Below are 20,485 nucleotides of genomic sequence, written 5' to 3' on the forward strand. Positions count from 1 at the left end.
GGATGCAGGGCAATTCCAGGCTGCGGCACGCCATCGTGACCATCGTGCTGGCGCTCGCGCCGGCGCCCGCCTTTGCGATCGACGAGGCGCTGTTGCCGCGCAATTTGTCGCCCTGGGGCATGTTCGTCAGCGCCGACATCATCGTGAAGACGGTGATGGTGGGGCTGGCCGTCGCCTCGCTGGTGACGTGGACCGTGTGGCTCGCCAAGACCATTGAGCTTCGGCGCAAGGGCGCGCTCGCCTTGCAGTGGACGCGCGCGCTTGAAGGCAACATCAAGCTGACCGAGGCGGCAGAACAGACCGGCGATGCGCACGACGCCGTCGCCCAGCTCATCCAGTCCTGCGCGAAGGAAGCGGAGCTCTCCGGCGGCATCCTCGACGACGGCCTTCAGGAGCGCGTGGCGCTGCGGCTGGAGCGGGTCGAGGCCGCGATGTCGCGGCAGATCGCGCGTGGCACCGGCGTGCTCGCGACCATCGGCGCCACGGCGCCGTTCGTCGGCCTGTTCGGCACGGTCTGGGGCATCATGAATTCCTTCATCGGCATCTCCGAGAGCCACACCACGAGCCTTGCGGTTGTCGCGCCCGGTATCGCGGAAGCGCTGCTCGCGACCGCGCTCGGCCTCGTCGCTGCGATCCCGGCGGTCGTGATCTACAATCACCTCGTCCGCGGCATCGCCAACTACCGGGCGCTGCTGGGCGATGCCTCGGCGCAGCTCATGCTGCTGGTGAGCCGGCAGCGCGATCACAGAGAGTTCCGCATGGCGCGGGCGGCGGAGTAGGCCATGGCCGCGAAGCTCGGCGCACGGTCGGGATCGCCGCTCAAGCGCGGCGATCCAGGTGATCTCGACGTCACCCATGAGATCAACGTCACGCCGTTCATCGACGTGATGCTGGTGCTGTTGATCATCTTCATGGTGGCCGCCCCGCTCGCCACCGTCGATATCGGCGTCGAGCTGCCGGCGACCGCGGCCGAGCCGGCACCGCGGCCTGACAAGCCGGTCTTCCTCACCGTGAAGCCCGATCTCTCGATCGCGGTCGGCGAGGACGTCGTCGCCCGCGATGCGCTCAGTACCTCGCTCGATGCCGCCACCAAGGGCCGCAAGGACGAGCGCATTTATCTGCGCGCCGACAAGGCCGTCTCCTATGGCGACCTGATGGAGGTGATGAACAGCTTGCGCAACGCCGGCTATTTGAAAGTTGCGCTGGTCGGCCTCGACGGTCGCAGCTGATGGCCGCGAACGCCTTTGCCCTGCACGAGCCGCTTGGCGAGCGCGAGGGCGCGCGATGGAGCGTAGCGGCAGCGGTGATCGTGGCGTTGCACGTCGCGGCCGCGCTTCTTGCGACGAGCTGGCTCAAATCGCAGCCCGAGCAGGGCGTCAGCCTGCCGGCGATCATGATCGACATGGCCCCGGTGACGTCGGCACCGCACTCGATGCAGGACGACGTCGCGCCGGGACCGTTGATGCAGGAGGCCGACGCCTCGCCACCGGAGCCGGTGCAGCAGCGGGCCGCCGAGGAGACCATCGCGCCGACGCCGCCGCAGGAGAAGCCGGACGTGGTCGCACCGCCGGAGCAGAAGCTCGAACTGACACCGGCCAAGCCGAAGCTGGTCCGTCGCGAGGCCAGGAAGCCGTCGGAGGCGATGCCTGCACCGCGCACCAGCGCGCCGCCGCGCGCCGAGCGTGAGGCGCCGATGGCGTCCGCGATGAGCGCCGGTGCGGTGGCCTCCGTGATCGCATCCTATAATCAGCGGGTCCGCGCGCATTTGATGCGCTTCCACCAATATCCGTCCGGTGGCGGCGGTCAGCGCGGCGTTGCCAGGCTCAGCTTCACCGTCAGCCGCAGCGGGCAGGTTACGTCCGGCCGGCTCAGTGGCTCGTCCGGCGTTGCCGCGTTCGATGCCCAGGCCATGTCGATGGTGCGCCAGGCCTCGCCGTTTCCGCCGATCCCGGACGAGATCAAGAACGGTTCGATGAGCTTTACGATTCCGGTGGAGTTCACGGTGCGATAAGTCCTCCGCTGTCATGCCCCGGCTTGATCTAGGCATGACCCGCGTTGAGAGAGCGCTGGCTTACTTCGCTTTCAGAAAATCCGCGACGTCGAGCAGCATGAACTCGTCGTCGTCGGCCTTGTTGGGATCGCGGCTGGACGAGAACGGCAGATTGTTGTCGTTGCCGACGATGATGTGGGTTTCGTCGACGCGATCGACGTTCTCGATGGTGAAGAACGGGAAGGTGTAGACGCCGTCATTGAGCGGCTTCCTCGCCTTCTTGTCGGGATCCCTGATCTTCAGGAGGTCGATGTAGCCGACCTTGCGCACGGGCTTGCCGACATTGGCGTCGGTAAGCTCGATCTTGTAGACGCGCTTGAACTTGGCCACGTCGGGGAAGCAGTTCTCGCCGCGGGTGCCTTGCGGGCAGGCCTTGTCGGGCGTGCCTTCGCCGTTGTCGCGCTCGATGATCAGGCCGGCGCTCGGGTCGATCATGTTGAAGTCGCCGATGGCATTGCCGTTCTGCTCGAACACATATTGCCAGTAGCGGCCGGTGAACTTTTCCGCGGCGACATCGAATTCGAGGATGCGCGAGGCTTCCTTGCCGTCGACCTTCTCCCAGTCTTTCTTATCGGCGTCCCAGAGCGGCCCCTCGAGCAGGCCGTAGAGGAATTTGCCGTCCTTCGAGGCGGCGAAGCCCTCATAACCCTTGGAGCGTCGGAGGTTGACGTTGCTGTAGGTCGCGCCCGGGGCGCCCGGGGTCGCCACCGCCCAATGATCCGGCGATCGCACGGGCTTGCCGTCGGCGACCGTCTCGAATACGGCCAGAATCTTGCCGGTCTTGTCGGCCTTCAGGATGTAGGGGCCGAACTCGTCGCCGATCCAGAAGGTGTCGCCGATGATCTGAAAGCCCTCGGTGTCGAAGTCGGAGCCGGTGAGATAGCGCTTCTCGGTATCTTCATGCACGATGCGGAACGGCACGCGTCTGTCGGGATCGTGCAGGAACACGGTCTCCAGCCGCTCGATCTTGCCGCCGGCCCAATCCATCTTGTAGCGGTTGAGGTACAGCATCGAATCCGGCGAGTTGGCGCGCGCGCCCATGCCGTTGTCGGTGATGACCCAGAAGGTGCCGTCGCCCATCGACTTGATGCCGGAATGGCCCTGCAGCGGCTGGCCCCTGAACGGCAGCGACACGCCGGTCGCCCGCTCATAGGACTTGCCCATCACCGTGCCGAGCGCGTCGACCCGCTTGCCGGTGGTGTATTTGCCGGATGTCTTGAGATCGGCGGGCGCGTCAGCCGGCGCGTCGATGAACGTAGCAGCCGGCATCACCACATGGCCGGCGAGCTTGGCGGGGAATTCGCCTTCGCTCTGCGCGAGCGCGGAGCTCGCGGTAAGAATGATCGTTGCGACGGTCCCAAGAAAAGTCGCTCGCATGTGCGTCTCCTGTTAACGGAGGCCGTCTTATGCGGACCGCGCATTGCAGTTTTGTGAAGCCGGGCTATTGCGCGGTCGCGGTCTACCTCTTGACCGGCGAACGTCGGGGCGAAGGGCCGTGGAATTTCGAGCCTAAACGCCCTGAAAGACCAGCCGGGTGAAGAAGCCGGGATCGATCACAAATTGCCCCCATATCGCGTCGAACGCCGCGGTCGGCTTCGCCGCAACGGTTTCATCGCGCGTTCGTCCCTGCTTCTTGAGGCGGGCGACGTTGTCGCGGATCCCGACGAGCATGTCGCGAAACGCCTGGAATTCGACTTTGTTGCCGACCGGTTTGCCATGCCCGGCGATGACGATCGTGTCCTTGTCCATCGCCGCGAGATTGGCGTCGCATGCCCCAATCATCCCGTCGATGCTGCCGCCGGTCGAATAGTCGATGAACGGATAGATGCCGTTCCAGAACATGTCGGCGACGTGAACGATGTTGGCTTCTGCGAAGGTGACGGAGATATCGCTGTCGGTGTGCGCGGGCCCATAATACTTCAGGCCGATCGAGGTTCCGTTGAGCTTAAGCTCGCGGCTGTCGGTAAAGACTTCGCTGGGGATGCCGCCCGCGCCGAGCGGAAGGAAATTGTAGTCCCAGTCCTCGACCCGCTGCACTTCGGCAAGGTGTTTGCGGGTGTTTTCCTGCGCAATGATCTTGGCGCCGGCTGCATGCAGCCATTCGTTGCCATCGGCATGATCGAAATGCCAGTGGGTGTTGACGAGATGGGTGACGGGATCGGCGCCGAGATCAGCCAGCGCTTTGGTGAGCTGGGGACGTGAGACGCGGATCCCCGCATCGATCAGGACCTTGCCGTCGGGCCCGGTCAGCACGGCAATGTTGCCGCCGGAGCCTTCCAGCACGGTGATGTTGTTTCGGAGCTTGTGCGTGACGATCGGCGATATCGCAGCGCTGTCCTTGATCAGGCTGACGATGCCTCGCGCCTCTGCGTAGGCTTGCCTCGGGCTAAGCCATCCCGAAGCGGCGGACGCTGCGGCGCCGACGCAACACAGGCAGAAACCGCGTCGAGACAACGACGGGAGCTTTGGCGAACGCATGCAATTTTCGCTTTCTCGAGCGACAATCGACGGCGCCAATGATCGACCCCGCTGTCAGGATTGAGCGTGGGGCCAATGCAGCAAGCAGTCTATCACGATAGCACGATCCACTGCGCTTGCGCGCGGCCACGAGTTACTCCTTGACCGCCCCCGTCAGCGACGACACGTAATAATCGACGAACAGCGAGTAGAAGATCGCAACCGGCAGCGAGCCGAGCAGCGATCCCGCCATCAGCGCACCCCACTGGTAGACGTCGCCGGTGACGAGCTCGGTCAGGATCGCGACCGGCACCGTCTTGTTGGCGCCGCTCTGGATGAAGGCGAGCGCGTAGATGAACTCGTTCCAGGACAGCGTGAAGGAGAAGATGCCAGCCGAGATCAGGCCGGGCACGGCCAGTGGCAGCGTGATCCGGCGCAGGATCTGGAGCCGTGTGGCGCCGTCCACCAGCGCGCATTCCTCGAGCTCGTAGGGGATCGACTTGAAATAGCCGATCAGGAGCCAGGTGCAGAACGGCACCAGGAAGGTCGGGTAGACCAGGATCAGGGCCAGCGGTGAAGCGAACAAGCCGAACTGCACGACCACGGTCGCAAGCGGAATGAACAGGATCGACGGCGGCACGAGATAGGCAAGATAGATGCCGAGGCCGACATAGGGACTGCCGCGGAAGCGCAGGCGCTCGATCGCGTAGGCGGCCAGCGTGCTCGCGATCAGCGACAGCGTGGTCGCGCCGACCGCAACCAGCATCGTCGTCCATAGCCAGCGCGGATAGGCGGTATTGAACAAGAGGTGCTTGATGTGCGCCAGCGTCGGCGAGGAGATCCAGAACGGATTGTGTTCCTTGTAGTTCATCAGCTCCGCGTTCGGCTTGAACGACGTGATCGCCATCCAGTAGAACGGAAACAGGAGGATCAGCACGAAGCATCCGAGCGGCAGGTAGATCATCATCAGCCGCCGCAGCCCGGAATCCCAGGCCATGGTGTCCGGCGGTGTGGTGGCGACGGCGGCCGGTTGGGCGGCGGTATCAGTCATTGCTCTCTCCCTGCTGCCATTTGCGGCGCGCCAGGCCGAAATAAGAGAACAGCGTTGCGAACACGAGGAACGGGATCATCGACACCGCGATCGCCGCGCCCTCGCCGAGCTCGCCACCGGCAATGCCGCGCTGGAAGGCCAGCGTGGCCAGCAAATGGGTCGAGTTGCCGGGGCCGCCACGGGTGATGGCGTAGACCAGCTGGAAGTCGGTGAAAGTGAAGATGATCGAGAAGGTCATGACGATGGCGAGGATCGGCATCATCATCGGGAAGGTGATGTAGCGGAAGCGCTGCCAGGCGCTGGCGCCGTCGAGCATCGCGGCCTCGTAGAGCGAGGGCGAAATGGTCTGCAGACCGGCCAGCAGCGAGATCGCGACGAAGGGAATGCCGCGCCAGATGTTGGCGGCGATCAGCGAGAAACGCGCCGGCCAGGGCGAGCCGAGGAAGTCGATATTGGTGGTGCGCCAGTGCAGCACGTCGACCAGCAGGTAGGAGATGATTGAGAATTGCGGATCGTAGATCCACCAGAACGCCAGCGCCGAGAGCACCGTCGGCACGATCCATGGCATCAGGATGATCGCACGCAACAGGCTCTTGAACGGAAAATGGTTGTTGAGCAGCAGTGCAAGCCAGAAGCCCAGCGCGAACTTCCCGAAGGTCGCGATCCCCGTGTAGACCACGCTGTAGAACACCGCGTTCCACCACAGGGAATCGGTGAGCAGATACTGGAAGTTCTCCAGACCGACGAAGACGCCTTTTCTGCCGATCGTGGTGTCGGTGAAGGCGAGCCAGATGCCAAGACCCAGCGGATAGGTCAGGAACACCGTGAGCAGCCCGATCGCGGGTGCGAGGCACATCACGATCAGGAACGGCTTGTAGTCGAACAGGCGCACCAGCCAGGAGGGCTGCCGTCGTGCGAGGGCGAGAGTGGGAAGTGTGGTCACGGACATCGGGTCGTTGTCCTGTCGTTGAATGCCGCCACACCGTCATTGCGAGCGAAGCGAGGCAATCCAGTCTGTTTCCGCGGTTGCAGTCTGGATTGCTTCGTCGCTACGCTCCTCGCAATGACGGCCGTCTTGTGCTCTGGCCTTACTTCTGCCGTCGGAAGTACCGCTTGCAGCGCTGCTCGGCTTCCGCGGCCGCGGCTTCCGGTGTGGCAGCGCCGGTCGCGACGGATGCGAACATCTGAATCAGCACGTAGTCGGCGCTCACGGCGCCGGTCGCGGTCGAAATCGGGCCCGCGTAGCCGTCGTAATAGGTGCTGTTCATGGTGTCCTTGAACAGCTTCACCTTGGGGTCCTGCGACCACACGGCCGCCTCGGCATAGGCGGCCAGCGGCTGGGACCAGTAGCCGGAATTGGCGTTGAGCCAAGGCTCGTACTGGTCCTTTTCCAGCATGTATTGCAGGAAGGCCTTTGCGGCGTTGGGATACTGGCTGTGCTTGAATACCATGGCGTTCAGCGTCAGGCCCGCCATCGGCGAGACCTTGGCCAAGCCCTTCGGCAGCAACTGATGCTCGCTGTCGTCGGCGATCGCCTTGGTCGCCGGATCGTTCTTCAGCGAAAAATACAGCGAGACGCCGTTGGCGGTCAGCGCGATCTCCTGCGCGGCGTAGGCGCGGTTGTTGCTGACGTCATTCCAGGACGTCGTGCCGGCGATGAAGGTCGGGTAGAGCTGCTTGACCCAGTTCAGCGCGGCGATGGTCTCCTTGCTGTTGATGACGACGTTGCCCTCTTCGTCCAGCAGGGCCGCGTTGTGCGACCATAGCGCCCAGCTTGCGAACCCGTTGCCGTCTCCCTTGGCATTGCCGAGCGCGAAGCCCGCCGGCTTGCCGGCCTTCTGAAGCTTCTGGCACAGGTCGAGGATTCCGGCATGGTCTTCCGGCACCTTGTCGAAGCCGACCGATTGCAGGATCGACTTGCGGTAGATCACGGGACCCGCGGTGGCTCCGAACGGCAGCCCGATCCAAATGGGGCTCTTGTTCTTCTTGCCGTAGCGCTGCGCCAGCGGCAGCCAGCCGCCGTAGCGTTTGCCGAGATAATCGGCGACGTCGGTCAGCTCGACCAGCTTGTCGACATAGATGTGCGGTGCGTCGGAAAAGCCGATGATGATGTCGGGACCGGCGCCGGAATTCGAGGTCACCGCGGTCTGCTGGTTGATGTCCTCCCAGCCGACGAAATCGACCTTGACCTCGACGCCCGTTTCCTTGGTGAATTTTGCCGCATTGGCGCGGAACACATCCTCGTCGGCCTGGACGAAGCGGACCGGTCGCAGCATGCGCAGGGATGCGCCTTTCTCGATCGGCAGTTTCGGTGTGGGGACGTCCGCGGCCTTGATCGCGGATTGCGCGTTTGCCGGAGCACCGGTTGCCGCGATTGCCGCAGCGGACAGGCCCAGCGCCAAGGCATCACGACGTGTGATGTCGTTCCTCATCGGTTCCTCCCTATGTGTTTCCCTTCCCGGCGTTGATCGCCGGTGAAGGGTCTTTCCGGTTGCCGGCGCGTCTTCGCGGCCGTCCCGCCTAGCTGTTCGGGCCGCGGTCCATGCTGACAGGCTGCCAGCGGCGGAGCGCGGTGTCTTGCAGCACCGACGGATTGACGCAGCTTACCGGCCACATGCCCTGAAGCACCAGTGACAATTCGTAGCCCACCCGGCGCTTGCGCGCCTCGTCAAACCGTGCCGAGGCGGAGGCGACATGGGCGGTCAGGGTGACGTTTTCCATGCCGAGCAACGGATTGTTGTGCGAGGGCGGCTCCTTCTCCAGCACGTCGAGGGCGGCATGGGCGATCCAGCCCTCCTGCAGCGCCTTGATCAGGCTTTCCTCGTCCACGGTGGCGCCGCGGCCTGTGTTGATGAAGACCGAGCCCTTCTTCATCTGCCGGAAGTGCTTCTCGGTAAGCATGTGATGCACTTCGGGCCGGGCGGGGGCGTGCATCGAGACGAAGTCGGATTGCGACAACACCTCGTTCAGCGTCGCCGGAATCACGCCGTGGTCGGACATCAGCGTTTCCTGGATGAAGGGATCGTAGGCCATCATCCGCAGGCCGAACGGAGCTGCGCGTTTCGCCACTGCGCGCGCGACGCGGCCGAACGAGATGAAGCCGAGCGTCTGGCCCATCAGCCGCGGGATCTTCGACAACGCCGGCCTGCCCTCGGCCCAGCGGCCGCTGCGCACCATCCGGTCCTGCTCGACCAGCCGGCGGAAGCCTGCGAGCAGCAGCATCATGGCATGGTCGGCGACCTCCTCGATGAAGGTGTCGGGGATGTTGGTGACGGGAATGCCGCGCGCGGTCGCGGCCTTGATGTCGACGCTGTCGACGCCGACGGAGCCCAGCGTAATGACCTTGCAGCTCTCCAGCGCGTCGATGATGGTCTTGGTGATCGGGATGCCCTTGGCGTAGATGGCGTCCGCAGTCTTGGCGGCGGCGATGAACCCGGCTTCGTCGGCAGGCGCCTCGACGATCTCGGCGTCGATCGGATCGAGCGCCTCGCGCTCGTAGGAATAATCGCTGCTCGCGACCGTGAAGCTCGCGCCCTTCGGCGTCACGATCCTGTATTTCGGCATGTCCTGCTCCCGATTTTGGTTTCTTGTTGTGACCCGCCTTCGCGCGGGCCTTTGCGTCTTTTACGCGAAATCGGGCCGGTTGCGTACAATTCCCGGTTGTCGTTTGAGCGATTGTACGACCGGTTCGACGTCTTCTCCGGGCTTTTACGGGGCGCTCCGTAACAGGTTGCTAAGGGCTCGCCACTAAAAGTTGATTCAATTGCGATCGATTCCCTCGCGCGTCCTTATCCCTTTGTTGCCGGAGCATCCCGTGAAATTGAGCAATCTGAAGATCGCCCCCAAGCTCGGCATCCTTGTCGGCGTCACTTTGTTCGGCTTGTGCATCTCCGGGGTTCTTTCCGGCTATCTGATGAAGCAGGAGATGGTGAACGCGCGCATCGAGCAGGCCAAGGCCATCGTCGACATGGGCCGCAACTATGCGGTGGCGCTGAAGAAGCGGGTGGATGCGGGCGAGATGACGAAGGATGCCGCGATGGCTGATCTTCGCCGCTACGGCAACGCGATGACCTATGACAAAGGCGCCGGTTATCTCTTCGGAACGTCCTATGACGGTATCACGCAGCTAGCGCCAGATCCGAAGCAGATCGGCAGCAACCGCATGGAAGTTCTGACCAATGGCCGCAAACTGTCTTGGGAGCTGATGAACGGCGCGAAGGCTAACGGTTCGATCCTGCTGACCTATGAATATGCGAAACCGGGCCAGGAAGGCTTGATCCGGAAGATGGGCTACGCGGTGGCCGTTCCCGAACTCGAGATGTATCTCGGCACCGGCGCCTATCTCGACGACATCGACGCAAAGATGGGCCCGGTCTACTGGCTGCTCGGTCTCGCCATGTTCGGCATCGTCATCGTCGCCGGAAGCGTCGCCTGGCTGCTCGGCCGCAGCATCAGCGGTCCGCTGGTTCTGCTCGGAGCCCGCATGAAGGATCTCGCTGAGGGCAAGCTCGAGGGCGACATTCCCGGCGTCGGCCGTGGCGACGAGGTCGGCGCGATGGCATCGACCGTCCAGATCTTCAAGGACAACGCACTGCGCATTCGCGACCTCGAGAAGACCGAAGCCGATGCCAAGGATCGTGTCGCGGCGGAACGTCGCAGCGCGATGGAGGGCATCGCCAGCGACTTCGAACGCAGCGTCAACGGCATCGTCCGCTCGGTCTCCTCGGCCGCGACGGGCATGCAAGCCACGGCTCAATCTATGACCGCGACCGCCAGCGACGCCTCTTCGCGTGCGGCGACGGTCGGCGCGGCCTCGCAGAGAGCGTCGGGCAATGTCGGCACGGTTGCCGCCGCCGCCGAAGAGCTGTCGAGCTCGGTTGCGGAGATCTCCCGCCAGGTCACCCGCTCGACCGAAGTGGCGAGCCGTGCCGTCAACGACGCCGAGCGCACCAATGCCACGGTGCAGGAACTCTCCACCGGCGCCGAGAAGATCGGCGAGGTGGTCAAGCTGATCCACTCGATCGCGGCGCAGACCAATCTGCTCGCCCTCAACGCCACCATCGAGGCGGCGCGTGCCGGTGAATCCGGCCGCGGCTTCGCCGTCGTCGCTTCCGAAGTCAAGGCGCTCGCCAACCAGACCGCCAAGGCCACCGAGGAAATCTCCGCCCAGGTCGCGGCGATGCAGACCTCGACCAGCGATGCGGTCGCCGCCATCGGCGGCATCACCCAGACCATCGCCGAGATGAGCGAGATCACCGCGGGCATTTCCGCGTCGATCGAGCAGCAGGGCGAGGCGACCCGCGAGATCGCCCGCAACATCCAGTCGGTCGCCGCCGGCTCGAGCGAGATCAACGCCAATATCGGCAGCGTCACCTCGGCTGCGGAAGCGACCGGCACGGCGGCAAGCGACGTGCTCACCAACGCCCGCGAGCTCGACAGCCAATCCGGCGCGCTACGCAGTGCAGTCGACGGCTTCCTCGCCAAGATGCGCGCGGCGTAAGTTCTTGCACTGAATTTGTAGGGTGGGCAAAGACGCGAAGCGTCGTGCCCACCTTTTCTTTTTGAGTTCGCGGTAACTTCTCGGTGGGCACGCTTCGCTTTGCCCACCCTACGAGACCGGTCTACTGCTTCTCGATCCCCGCCTCGCGGATCAGTTTCTCCCACAACACCAGCTGCTCGTTCACGAACGTGCCGAGCTGCTCCGGCGTGCCCGAAAACGCGTCCATGCCGAGGGTGGCGAGCTGGGCCTTGATCTCCGGCTTCTCGACGATCTTCCGGATCTCGGCATTGAGCCTTGTCACGATCTCCTTGGGCATGCCGGCGGGGCCGAAATAGCCCTGCCACGACGAGATGTCGAAGTCCGGCACGCCGGCCTCCTGCATCGAGGGCAGGTTCGGCACCAGCGAGGAGCGGTCCTTCGTCGTGACGGCGAGCGCGCGTAGCGCGTTGCCCTGGACATGCGGCAGGCCGGTCAGGATGTCCACGAACATCATGGAGACGCGGCCGCCCATGACGTCGTTGAGCGCCGGCGGCGAGCTCTTGTAGGGCACGTGCAGGAGGTCGAGCCCGGCATTATGCGCAAAGGTCGCACCCGACACGATCGCCGAGGACGAGCCCGAGGCGTAGCTCAGCTTGCCCGGATTCGCCTTGCCGTAGGCGATGAGTTCGCCGACGGTCTTGGCCGGCACCTCCGGGTGGATCACCAGCATGAAGGGCAGGTCGCCCGTGCGCGCGATCGGCGTGAAGTCCTTGACCGGATCGTAGGTCAGGCTCTTGAGCAGATAGGGATTGGCCGAATGCGTGGTGTTGGTGGTCACCAGCAGCGTGTAGCCGTCGGGCGCGGCGCGCGCGACATAGGTGGCGGCGATCATGCCGTTGGCGCCCGCCTTGTTCTCGATGACGATGCCGACGCCGAGTGCCTGCGACAAATGCTGCGAGATCAGCCGCGTCGTGGTGTCGGTGCCGCTGCCGGCCGCGAACGGCAGCACCAGCGTGATGTTGCGGCTCGGATAGTTGTCGGCCTGCGCAGCGGACGCGGCGGCGAGACAAAGGACGGCCGTGCCGATGGCACGCAGGTTTCGGATCAACGCTGAAAGCATGTCGGTTCGTTCCCTCTTTTTTCGTTGGCGGGGAACCTAGCGTCTCCTCGTCGAAATCGGAAGGCGCGAGTTTGTCGCGAGATCTCGCGGTGCGGAATTACTTCACCGCAGAGCCCTGGCGCGAGGCGATCACGACGCCGGCGAGCACCAGCAGGTAGCCGATCAGGTGGAATGGCTGGATCTTTTCGCCGAGCAGCAGGATCGCCATCGCCGAGCCGAACACCGGCACCAGATGGAAGAACGGCGCGGCGCGATTCGGGCCGATCAGCGCCACACCCCGGTTGAAGAACAGATAGGCCAGCGTCGAGGGAAAGATCAGGATGTAACCCAGCGTCGCCAGCGTCACCCCGTCGAATTGCAGGACGCGGCCGCTCCAGGCTTCCCAGATCGCGGTCGGCAGCAGCATCGTCGCGCCGCAGCAGGTGGTGAAGGAGAGAAAGGAGAGTTGGTGGATCTTCGGTCGCCGCGGGATGAAGGCGGAGTAGATCCCGAACGCCACCAGCGAGGAGGCGAACATGATGTCGCCCCTGTTGAAGCTGATGCTCGCGAGCGCAGCGAGATCGCCGCGCAGGATGATGATCAGCACGCCGAGAAGCGAGATCCCGATGCCGGCGAGCTGCGCACCGGTCAGCCGCACGCCGAACAGCACCAGCGACCACAGCGCCACGAACAGCGGTCCAGCCGACTGGATCAGCAGCGCGTTCAGCGCTTCCGTGTACTGCATCGCCCAATACGAGATCGCGTTGTTGAAGGCAAAGCCCACCAGCGACAGGAACAGCATCAGCGGCAGGCTCTTGCGCAGATTCGGCCAGTCGCGCTTCAAATGCGGCCAGGCGAACGGCAACAGGATCAGGAACACGCCGAACCATCGGATCGTGGTCACCGTCAGCGGCGGCACATGCGCGCCGACGTGGCGCGCGAGCACGATGTTGCCGGCCCAGAACAGCGAGCTCAGGCTGAGCAGCAGATAAGGCTGGTTGTTGAGCCAACTGGCTGGATTGGAGGCCGGTGGCGCGGGCGGAGCGATCGTCATTGGCGTTGGTTAGAAGCTTGCGCCGGATTTATGTCGTGACACAAGTCACGCGGCCGCAATGCTACAATGCAGGCATGACCAGAGGAGGCGGCATTGGCGGTTAATATGTTGAACATCGATGGCCTGGAGCGGCTCGATCGGCATGCACCGGTGGTGATGCTGAACCTGATGCGCTTCCACGCGCGCTCCGGCGACGGCGACGGTTCCGGCTGGGACGCCTATTTGCGCTACAGCGCGGTCACAGTGCGGATGATCAAGGCGCGCGGCGGCACGTTGCTCTGGACCGGCGACGCCAAGGCGGTCGCGCTCGGGCCGCAGCAGGGCAACAACTGGGATTTCGCGGCGCTGGTCCATTATCCCACAGTTGCGGCCTTCATCGACATGATGACGTCGGAGGCCTACGAGAGCGAGGCCGATCCGCACCGCGTCAACGCCTGCGCCGAGCACGTCATCATTGCGATGAACGAAGCGTACAGCAAGTTCAAGACGAAATAGCGCCGCCTGCCGCCGTCTTACTTCAGTCCGTCTATAGCCGCGTGACACGCCGTCTGCAGCAGGCGGCAGACCTCCTCCGTCGACCGCTGCCGGCTCAGCGCTGCAAAAGTCGGATAACTCGTCAGCACGAAGATTAGATCGACCGTGTCCCGCATGGCGCGCTTTGCCGCGTGCTTGCCGACGATCCGCGACAGCAGCGTGGTCAGCAATTCGCGCCGTCGCTCGTTACGCTCGATCAGCGCCTCGCCGAATTCCGGATCGGTCGCGATGGCCTGGTTGAGCCCGCCGATGGCGGGATCGCGTCCCCAGAACGTACAGAAGATTTCGATGACGCGGTCGAGCGCGGCGCGCGGATCCGCCATCGTCATCACCCCGGCCAGTTCGAACAGTCCGCCCTGGTGCGCGATGTCGTCGAACACGGCCTCCAGCAATCCCCGCCGCGATCCGAACTGGTTGTAGACGGTCAACCGCGTGACGCCGGCCGCCTTCGCAACGACGTCGAGGGAGAAGTTCGCAATGCTCGCGTCCTCGCGCAGGAGTCGCGCGCCGGCCGCGATGATGCGCTCGCGCGTCGCCGCCGCCGCGGAAGCCCGCGCGGAGCTCACATAATTGCGCTTAGGCATCGCCTCGCCATTCTGTTGACGTATTGACTATACATGTAGTATATCGAATTTAGAAGCCAGTTCGGAGCTTGCCATGCAGACTGCCCTCGTGATCGCCTTGTCACTTCATGTGTTGTCGTCCGTGTTCTGGGCGGGATCAAGCTTTGCGCTGGCCCGCATCGGCGGAGTTGGCGGTGAGCAACTGGTCTTTCCACAACTCGGCGCGGCGACGATTGCCATCCTGACCGGCGGTTATCTCGGGCATCTCGTTCATTCCCACAGCTTCGGCACGACCGAGCAGGTGCTCGCGGTCGGTGCTGTCTGCGCACTGATCGCGGCGGGTGTTCAGGCGGTCATCGGTCCCCGTGCGCTCGTGGCCCTGCGTCGCGGCGCCGGCAAGCCGGAGGACCTCCGTGCACGTATCGCCGCCGCCCAACGTGCGGCGGCGGGCCTGCTGGGCATCGCCGCGCTCTGCATGGGCGCCGCGCGCTACATTTGAATGCAGTTTCGGGGAGGAGTGTTGAGAGCTCTCCGTTCCCAATGACAGACCCTGGCGCGGCTTGCAGTCGCTTTCGAAGGAAAAGCAATGTCCAAGATGATTCTCGTCAACCTGCCTGTACGCGACCTCGCCGCCTCGACGGCGTTCTACGTAGCGCTGGGTGGCGCGGTGAACCCTCAATTCTCCGGAGCAAATTCGACCTCGCTCATGTTCACGGATGCGATCGGCGTGATGCTGCTGACCCACGACCAGTATCGTGAATTCACCCAACGCGAGATCGGCGACGCGCGGCGCCACAGCCAGTCTATGTTCGCCCTGACGGTCGACGACCGCGATGCCGTCGATGCAACGCTGGCCCGCGCGGTGGCTGCGGGCGGTCGCGCCGATCCCAATCCGGCGCAGGATCTCGGCTTCATGTACAACCGACACATTGAAGACCCGGATGGCTATGTTTGGGAGATGGTGTGGATGAACCCGTCGGCAAACGCTTGATCGCGGCGATCGAACCGAGCCCCAAGCCTAGCTCGCCTGCTTTCGTGACGCCACGAACACGCCCGCCAGCACCAGCGCGAAGCCGATGAAGTGGAACGCCTGGGGGTGCTCGCCCAGAAATGCCATTGCCATGATCGAGCCGAACACCGGCACGACATGGAAGAACGGCGCCGCGCGGTTTGCGCCGATCAGCCGGACACCGCGATTGAAGCAGAGATAGGCGAGCGTCGAGGGGAACACCGCAACATAGAACAGGGTCAGGAGGTTCGGCCCGTCGAGCTTCATCACGGGGCGCGCGGACAATTCCCAGATCTCCAGCGGAATGAGACAGGCAGCACCACAGCCGAACGTGAAGGCGAGGAACGACAGGCCGTGCATCGGCGGCCGCTTCAAGGTCAGCACCGAATAGAGCGCGAAGATGATCAGCGCGACGACGAAGATGAGGTCGCCCTTGTTGAAGTCGATGTTCGACAGCGTGGTGAAATCGCCATGCAGCAGGATGATCAGCACGCCGCACATCGACAGCAGCACGCCGAAGGCCTGCGCCACGGTGAGCCTGATGCCGAGGATGGCGAGCGACCACAGCGCCACGACGAGCGGCGCCGCTGACTGAAGTAGCAACGTGTTGAGCGCCTGCGTATGCTCCAGCGCCCAATATTGCAGCGTGTTGAAGGCGCCGATGCCGGTGATCGAGAGCGTGACCATCAGGCCGATCTTGCCGCGGATCGCGGGCCAGTCCTGCGCAAGGTGTTTCCAGGCGAACGGCAGCACCAGCAGGAAGGCGAAGAACCAGCGCAGGAACGACAGCGTCACCGGCGGGATGTGACCGGCGGCGAGCCGTCCGACGATGGCATTGCCGGCCCAGCACAGCGCAGTGATGCTGAGCAGCAGATAAGGCTGGTTGGCGATCCAGTTCTGGGCCGACGTGGCAGCGCCGGTGGTCTCGTCGGTGGCGGACATTGGAGTGTTGTGGCCCCGCGTCATGCGCCAAGCCTCCAGCCCGGCGGCACCCGGGCCGGTTCGGACCCGGCCCGTTCAAAGACACGGAAATCGAGGTTGCATCAACGGGGGCCGGATGCATCGCGACCATGCAGCGGCGGAAGCAGCCTCTCACGCTTTGGTCGAAGCATTGCACCGGTCGCGAAGGTTTCTGGATTTTCAGGGGATATCAAAGGGTTGGAGTGCGCTCACGGCCTCGAAAAAGTCCCGTTCTTGCTTGCCTAGAGGGGCTGCATCCTTTATCCGGTTGGCTGCCTCGCGTTCGAGCGGCCCCGGCCGTGATTGGGCTGGGCGCATCTAACAGATTGCATAGGGATTACCCGCGAATGGCCAATGTTGTCGTCGTCGGCGCCCAGTGGGGCGACGAAGGAAAGGGCAAGATCGTCGACTGGTTGTCGGAGCAGGCGGACATCGTCGTCCGTTTCCAGGGCGGCCATAACGCCGGCCACACGCTGGTGATCAACGGCAAGACCTACAAGCTGGCGCTGCTGCCCTCGGGCGTGCTGCGCGAGCAGAAGCTGTCGGTGATCGGCAACGGCGTCGTGTTCGATCCCGCCGCCTTCCTCGACGAGGTCACCAAGCTGCGGTCGCAGGGCGTCGCGGTCAGCCCGGACAATCTGCGGGTTGCCGAGAACGTCACCCTGATCCTGCCGCTGCACCGCGAACTCGACGCGCATCGCGAATCCGCCAATGCGGCGACCGCGATCGGCACCACCCGCCGCGGCATCGGCCCGGCCTACGAGGACAAGGTCGGCCGCCGCGCCATCCGCCTGATGGACCTCGCCGATCTCGATACGCTGCCGCACAAGATCGACCGGCTGCTGGCGCATCACAATGCATTGCGCCGCGGACTCGGCCTGCCGGAGTTCGACGGCAAGGAGATCCTGAAGGAATTGACTGCGCTCGCGCCGCAGCTCCTGCCCTATGCCGAGACGGTGTGGCGGTTGCTCGATATCGAACGGCGCGCCGGCAAGCGCATGCTGTTCGAGGGCGCGCAAGGCGCGCTGCTCGACGTCGATCACGGCACGTACCCTTACGTCACCTCGTCCAACACGGTGGCGGCGCAGGCCGCGACCGGCTCGGGCCTCGGCCCCGCCGCGGTCGGCTATGTGCTCGGCCTCTGCAAGGCCTATACGACCCGCGTCGGCCAGGGCCCGTTCCCGACCGAGCAGGACAACCCGATCGGCCGCAAGATCGGCGAGCGCGGCCGCGAGTTCGGCACCAATACTGGGCGGCCCCGCCGCTGCGGCTGGTTCGATGCGGTTCTGGTTCGCCAGGCGGTCCGGACCTGCGGCATCAACGGTCTGGCGCTGACCAAGCTCGACATTCTCGACGGGTTCGACACGATCGAGGTCTGCACCGGCTACAAGCTCGACGGCAAGGAGATCGATCATTTCCCGGCGGGCGAGGGCGCCCAGGCCCGGGTCGAGCCGATCTACGAGACCATCGAAGGCTGGAAGGAGCCGACCGCCAATGCGCGGTCCTGGGCCCAGCTGCCGGCCCAGGCGATCAAATATGTCCGCCGGATCGAGGAATTGGTGGGGTGCCCGGTCGCACTGCTTTCCACCAGCCCCGAACGCGAGGATACTATCCTGGTACAAAATCCGTTTGAGGCTTAACGATCTCTTACCGGGACGCGCGTATAATTGAGTAGAAATGGCTGATTACTATCCGCTGATCGCCCGCGCTATTGCCGCCCTGGACCCCAACGCTCCCGGCGAGAGCCGTCGCGCGCTCTACGAGCGGGCGCGCACGGCGCTGATCGCGCAACTGCGCAGCGTGCAGCCGCCGCTCTCCGAATCCGAGATCACCCGCGAGCGGCTCTCGCTGGAAGAGGCCGTCCGCAAGGTCGAATCAGAGGCCGCCCAGCGTGCCCGCGAGGCCTCGCGCCCCGGTGGCGGCGCGCGCAGCAGCGGCAGCGGCGATGCCTTCCGCCGCGCCAGCACCCGCGCCACCGAGGGCAATGCGCCCGCGCCCCAAACTTCTGCCCCGCCGCGCGCCCGTCCGGCTCCGCCGCCGCCGCGCGCCGACCGGCCCTCCTTCAACGTCGATGACCAGGGCGACGCCCCGCGTGCGCCGCGGGCTCCGCGTTTCGACGCGCCGCGGCCGCAGGGTCCGTCGGCACCGCCGTCGATGCCGGAGCCTCCGCCGGCCGGACGTGATCGCGCCGGTGGGCGCCGTCCGCCGGACATGGGACCCCCGCCGCCGCTGCCGCCGGCACCGGGCGTGCGCGGCTTCCGCGACATTACGGCCGACGCCAACGATCTCGGCGGCGCCGCCGCGCAGGCCAACCGCGCGGCGCGCCGCACCTACGCCAACGTGCCGTCGCCCTCGCCGGAATTCGACCGGCTCGAGCCGAGCCTGGAAAATCGCGCCGCCGGGACGGACGCGCCCTACTCCTACGACGAATCGATCGAGGAGGCCGAGCGCTACGCGCCGCAGTCGCAGCCGCCGTCGCAACGTCCGCACATCCCCGTTCTCGACCGCGAACCCAAGAAGAAGCGCGCCCGCACCGGCTCCGTGTTTCCGTTCAAGAGCGCGATCGCCGTCGGCATTGTGCTGATCCTGGTCGGTGCCGGCATCCTCTGGGGCAAGCAGCTGGTTCAGACCGCGACCAACCTGTTGAAGTCTTCGCCGACGCAGGTGGTGGAGGCGCCCAGGGATTCGTCGCAGCCGCAGAGCAGGCCCAAGATTCCGGATCGCGTCGGCCAGCCCTCGGCCAGCGACCAGCCGGTCGCGCCGGTGGCGCAGAAGGTCGTGCTCTACGACGAGGATCCATCCGATCCGAAGGGCAAACAATATGTCGGCTCGGTGGTGTGGCGGCTCGAGCCGATCAAGGCGTCGGGCAACCAGAAGGCCGACGTCGCCGTGCGCGCCGACATCGAGATCCCCGACCGCAAGTTCAAGATGACGATGTCGTTCCGCCGCAACACCGACTCCTCGCTGCCGGCGAGCCACACCGCGGAGCTGACCTTCGTCCTGCCGGCGGACTTTTCGGGCGGCGGCGTCGCCAACGTGCCGGGCATCCTGATGAAGTCGAACGAGCAGGCACGCGGCACGCCGCTCGCAGGCCTCGCGGTCAAAGTCACCGACGGCTTCTTCCTGGTCGGCCTCTCCAACGTCGACGCCGACCGCAGCCGGAACGTCCAGCTCCTGAAGGAGCGCTCCTGGTTCGACGTGCCCCTGGTCTACGCCAACCAGCGCCGCGCCATCATCGCCATCGAGAAGGGCGCTCCCGGCGAGCGCGCCTTCAACGACGCCTTCGCGCAGTGGGGCGATTAGATCTCTAAACCGTGAGACCTCGGCCCGCATGGTTCGAGACGCCCGCCTTGGCGGGCTCCTCACCATGAGGGTTTGATATCTCGCCGCGAAACGAGACCTCATCCTGAGGGCCCGCCCCTTGGGCGGGCGTCTCGAGGGATGCCGCAGCTACGCTCTCTCTACTGCGCCGTCGCTTCCCGCTTGCGCGATGTCGCGGCGGCGTGCTCGCGGTCCATCACGGCGCGGCAGCCGGGGCTGACCTGAGCTTTCTTCTGCACCATGCAGGCCCTGATCCTGGGGATGTCGGGGATCTCGCTCGAGCACAGCCGCATGGCATCGCCGGAGCACATCTGCTGCGCTTCGGACGAGAAGGAAAGGCCGGGCGATGTCTGGAAAGCGATGGCTGCGGTTGTGACGGCGAAGAGAGTTGCGATGGTCTGGTTGCGTGTCATGCGGAATGCGTCCCCGAGTTCCGTGGGTTGAGCCACTTGGTTTTGGGGCGCCGCACGCGGCTTGATCTGCCGCATGTCACAGCCTTCACGCCGGGACCTCAATCCCGGATGTGGTCGCTCGATCTCTCGTGATGTTCGAATCGAAAAGTGCTGCGCCGCCCGAATCAAGTATGCGCCATTGTCACGCGGCTGCAATGGCAGGCGAAAAGGAATTCGCAATTGTTGCGCGCACGTCACGCACAATGCCACTCGCGTGCGATCAGATCAATCGATCGGAGGATACGCTCGCTTGTTCCGTATCGCTTGCGCCAAGCGCTGCGTGCTCTTCGACCGCCGTAACGCCCTTTGCCGTGAGCTCGAACAGATCGCCGTCCTTCATCACGTAACCGTCGGCGATCAGCTCGCCTATCTTGCCGTGCCGGTCGTCGGCAAACGCGATGGACTGGCTGATGTCCCTGAGAATCGAGAGCTGTTCGTCGCGCAACATGGCTTCAC

General features: G+C 64.7%; 21 protein-coding genes. 9 read left to right on the top strand and 12 right to left on the bottom strand.

All coding sequences use genetic code 11. The annotated features are described in order from the left end of the window. Window positions 1–2 precede the first annotated feature (2 nt). The 3 genes from exbB to AC0L3J_RS15610 are packed head-to-tail and all read left to right on the top strand — an operon-like array spanning window position 3 to window position 2,011. A complete protein-coding gene (gene exbB, locus AC0L3J_RS15600; RefSeq protein WP_473347575.1) occupies window positions 3–779 on the top strand; it encodes a tonB-system energizer ExbB in 777 nt (258 codons plus the stop codon). Between the two features lie 3 nt (window positions 780–782). Further along, the gene (gene exbD / locus AC0L3J_RS15605; protein ID WP_473347576.1) at window positions 783–1,229 is read left to right on the top strand and encodes a TonB system transport protein ExbD; all 447 of its coding nucleotides are present in this window, start codon (window positions 783–785) and stop codon (window positions 1,227–1,229) included. Continuing rightward, the gene (locus tag AC0L3J_RS15610) at window positions 1,229–2,011 is read left to right on the top strand and encodes an energy transducer TonB family protein (protein ID WP_473347577.1); all 783 of its coding nucleotides are present in this window, start codon (window positions 1,229–1,231) and stop codon (window positions 2,009–2,011) included. The genes exbD and AC0L3J_RS15610 overlap by 1 nt, the downstream gene beginning before the upstream one ends. A gap of 60 nt (window positions 2,012–2,071) precedes the next feature. On the opposite strand, the gene AC0L3J_RS15615 is transcribed toward AC0L3J_RS15610, so the two are convergent. The 6 genes from AC0L3J_RS15615 to AC0L3J_RS15640 form a co-directional block, all read right to left on the bottom strand. Beyond that, window positions 2,072–3,427 (bottom strand): esterase-like activity of phytase family protein, encoded by a 1,356-nt coding sequence (locus AC0L3J_RS15615; protein ID WP_473347578.1) that lies wholly within the window; start codon window positions 3,425–3,427, stop codon window positions 2,072–2,074. Between the two features lie 132 nt (window positions 3,428–3,559). Then, window positions 3,560–4,528 carry an MBL fold metallo-hydrolase gene (locus AC0L3J_RS15620; RefSeq protein WP_473347579.1) on the bottom strand — a complete coding sequence of 323 codons (969 nt, stop codon included), beginning with the start codon at window positions 4,526–4,528 and terminating at the stop codon, window positions 3,560–3,562. Window positions 4,529–4,661: 133 nt separating this feature from the next. Continuing rightward, entirely contained in the window at window positions 4,662–5,558 is an 897-nt protein-coding gene (locus tag AC0L3J_RS15625) for a carbohydrate ABC transporter permease (RefSeq protein WP_473347580.1), read from the bottom strand. Next, the gene (locus tag AC0L3J_RS15630; RefSeq protein ID WP_027519956.1) at window positions 5,551–6,507 is read right to left on the bottom strand and encodes a carbohydrate ABC transporter permease; all 957 of its coding nucleotides are present in this window, start codon (window positions 6,505–6,507) and stop codon (window positions 5,551–5,553) included. Before AC0L3J_RS15630 ends, AC0L3J_RS15625 begins: the two co-directional genes overlap by 8 nt. Window positions 6,508–6,646: 139 nt before the next feature. After that, a complete protein-coding gene (locus AC0L3J_RS15635; RefSeq protein WP_473347581.1) occupies window positions 6,647–7,990 on the bottom strand; it encodes an ABC transporter substrate-binding protein in 1,344 nt (447 codons plus the stop codon). 88 nt (window positions 7,991–8,078) lie between these two features. Continuing rightward, the gene (locus tag AC0L3J_RS15640) at window positions 8,079–9,122 is read right to left on the bottom strand and encodes a C-terminal binding protein (protein ID WP_456768078.1); all 1,044 of its coding nucleotides are present in this window, start codon (window positions 9,120–9,122) and stop codon (window positions 8,079–8,081) included. Window positions 9,123–9,372: 250 nt separating this feature from the next. Here AC0L3J_RS15640 and AC0L3J_RS15645 point away from each other — a divergent pair, with 250 nt between their 5' ends. Further along, window positions 9,373–11,058: a methyl-accepting chemotaxis protein gene (locus AC0L3J_RS15645; RefSeq protein ID WP_473347582.1), complete on the top strand. Its 1,686-nt coding sequence runs from the start codon at window positions 9,373–9,375 to the stop codon at window positions 11,056–11,058. A 121-nt stretch (window positions 11,059–11,179) separates the two neighbouring features. Here AC0L3J_RS15645 and AC0L3J_RS15650 read toward each other — a convergent pair whose 3' ends face one another. After that, entirely contained in the window at window positions 11,180–12,157 is a 978-nt protein-coding gene (locus tag AC0L3J_RS15650) for a Bug family tripartite tricarboxylate transporter substrate binding protein (protein WP_027570398.1), read from the bottom strand. A 97-nt stretch (window positions 12,158–12,254) separates the two neighbouring features. Then, window positions 12,255–13,190 (bottom strand): DMT family transporter, encoded by a 936-nt coding sequence (locus tag AC0L3J_RS15655; RefSeq protein WP_473347583.1) that lies wholly within the window; start codon window positions 13,188–13,190, stop codon window positions 12,255–12,257. A 105-nt stretch (window positions 13,191–13,295) separates the two neighbouring features. On the opposite strand from AC0L3J_RS15655, the gene AC0L3J_RS15660 reads away from it, so the two are divergent. Beyond that, the gene (locus AC0L3J_RS15660) at window positions 13,296–13,685 is read left to right on the top strand and encodes a DUF1330 domain-containing protein (protein WP_473347584.1); all 390 of its coding nucleotides are present in this window, start codon (window positions 13,296–13,298) and stop codon (window positions 13,683–13,685) included. A gap of 17 nt (window positions 13,686–13,702) precedes the next feature. Here AC0L3J_RS15660 and AC0L3J_RS15665 read toward each other — a convergent pair whose 3' ends face one another. Continuing rightward, window positions 13,703–14,308 (bottom strand): TetR/AcrR family transcriptional regulator, encoded by a 606-nt coding sequence (locus AC0L3J_RS15665; protein WP_473347585.1) that lies wholly within the window; start codon window positions 14,306–14,308, stop codon window positions 13,703–13,705. Between the two features lie 73 nt (window positions 14,309–14,381). Between AC0L3J_RS15665 and AC0L3J_RS15670 the strand changes: the two genes are divergently transcribed. Then, window positions 14,382–14,786, top strand: a complete 405-nt coding sequence (locus tag AC0L3J_RS15670) for a hypothetical protein (RefSeq protein ID WP_456768083.1) — start codon at window positions 14,382–14,384, stop codon at window positions 14,784–14,786. An 87-nt stretch (window positions 14,787–14,873) separates the two neighbouring features. Beyond that, a complete protein-coding gene (locus AC0L3J_RS15675; RefSeq protein WP_473347586.1) occupies window positions 14,874–15,278 on the top strand; it encodes a VOC family protein in 405 nt (134 codons plus the stop codon). A 27-nt stretch (window positions 15,279–15,305) separates the two neighbouring features. Here AC0L3J_RS15675 and AC0L3J_RS15680 read toward each other — a convergent pair whose 3' ends face one another. After that, complete coding sequence (locus AC0L3J_RS15680; protein WP_456769822.1) at window positions 15,306–16,238, bottom strand: DMT family transporter; 933 nt, start codon at window positions 16,236–16,238, stop codon at window positions 15,306–15,308. A 365-nt stretch (window positions 16,239–16,603) separates the two neighbouring features. On the opposite strand from AC0L3J_RS15680, the gene AC0L3J_RS15685 reads away from it, so the two are divergent. After that, window positions 16,604–17,896 (top strand): adenylosuccinate synthase, encoded by a 1,293-nt coding sequence (locus AC0L3J_RS15685; RefSeq protein ID WP_473347587.1) that lies wholly within the window; start codon window positions 16,604–16,606, stop codon window positions 17,894–17,896. 37 nt (window positions 17,897–17,933) lie between these two features. After that, window positions 17,934–19,559 (top strand): hypothetical protein, encoded by a 1,626-nt coding sequence (locus tag AC0L3J_RS15690; RefSeq protein WP_473347588.1) that lies wholly within the window; start codon window positions 17,934–17,936, stop codon window positions 19,557–19,559. A gap of 158 nt (window positions 19,560–19,717) precedes the next feature. Here AC0L3J_RS15690 and AC0L3J_RS15695 read toward each other — a convergent pair whose 3' ends face one another. Together AC0L3J_RS15695 and AC0L3J_RS15700 are read right to left on the bottom strand one after the other, a co-directional pair. Then, on the bottom strand, window positions 19,718–19,990 hold the full coding sequence (locus AC0L3J_RS15695) for a hypothetical protein (protein ID WP_473347589.1): 273 nt from the start codon (window positions 19,988–19,990) through the stop codon (window positions 19,718–19,720). A gap of 259 nt (window positions 19,991–20,249) precedes the next feature. Next, complete coding sequence (locus AC0L3J_RS15700; protein WP_473294535.1) at window positions 20,250–20,477, bottom strand: hypothetical protein; 228 nt, start codon at window positions 20,475–20,477, stop codon at window positions 20,250–20,252. Window positions 20,478–20,485: the final 8 nt, after the last annotated feature.

This window comes from Bradyrhizobium sp. Kon37 (genome assembly GCF_055807535.1).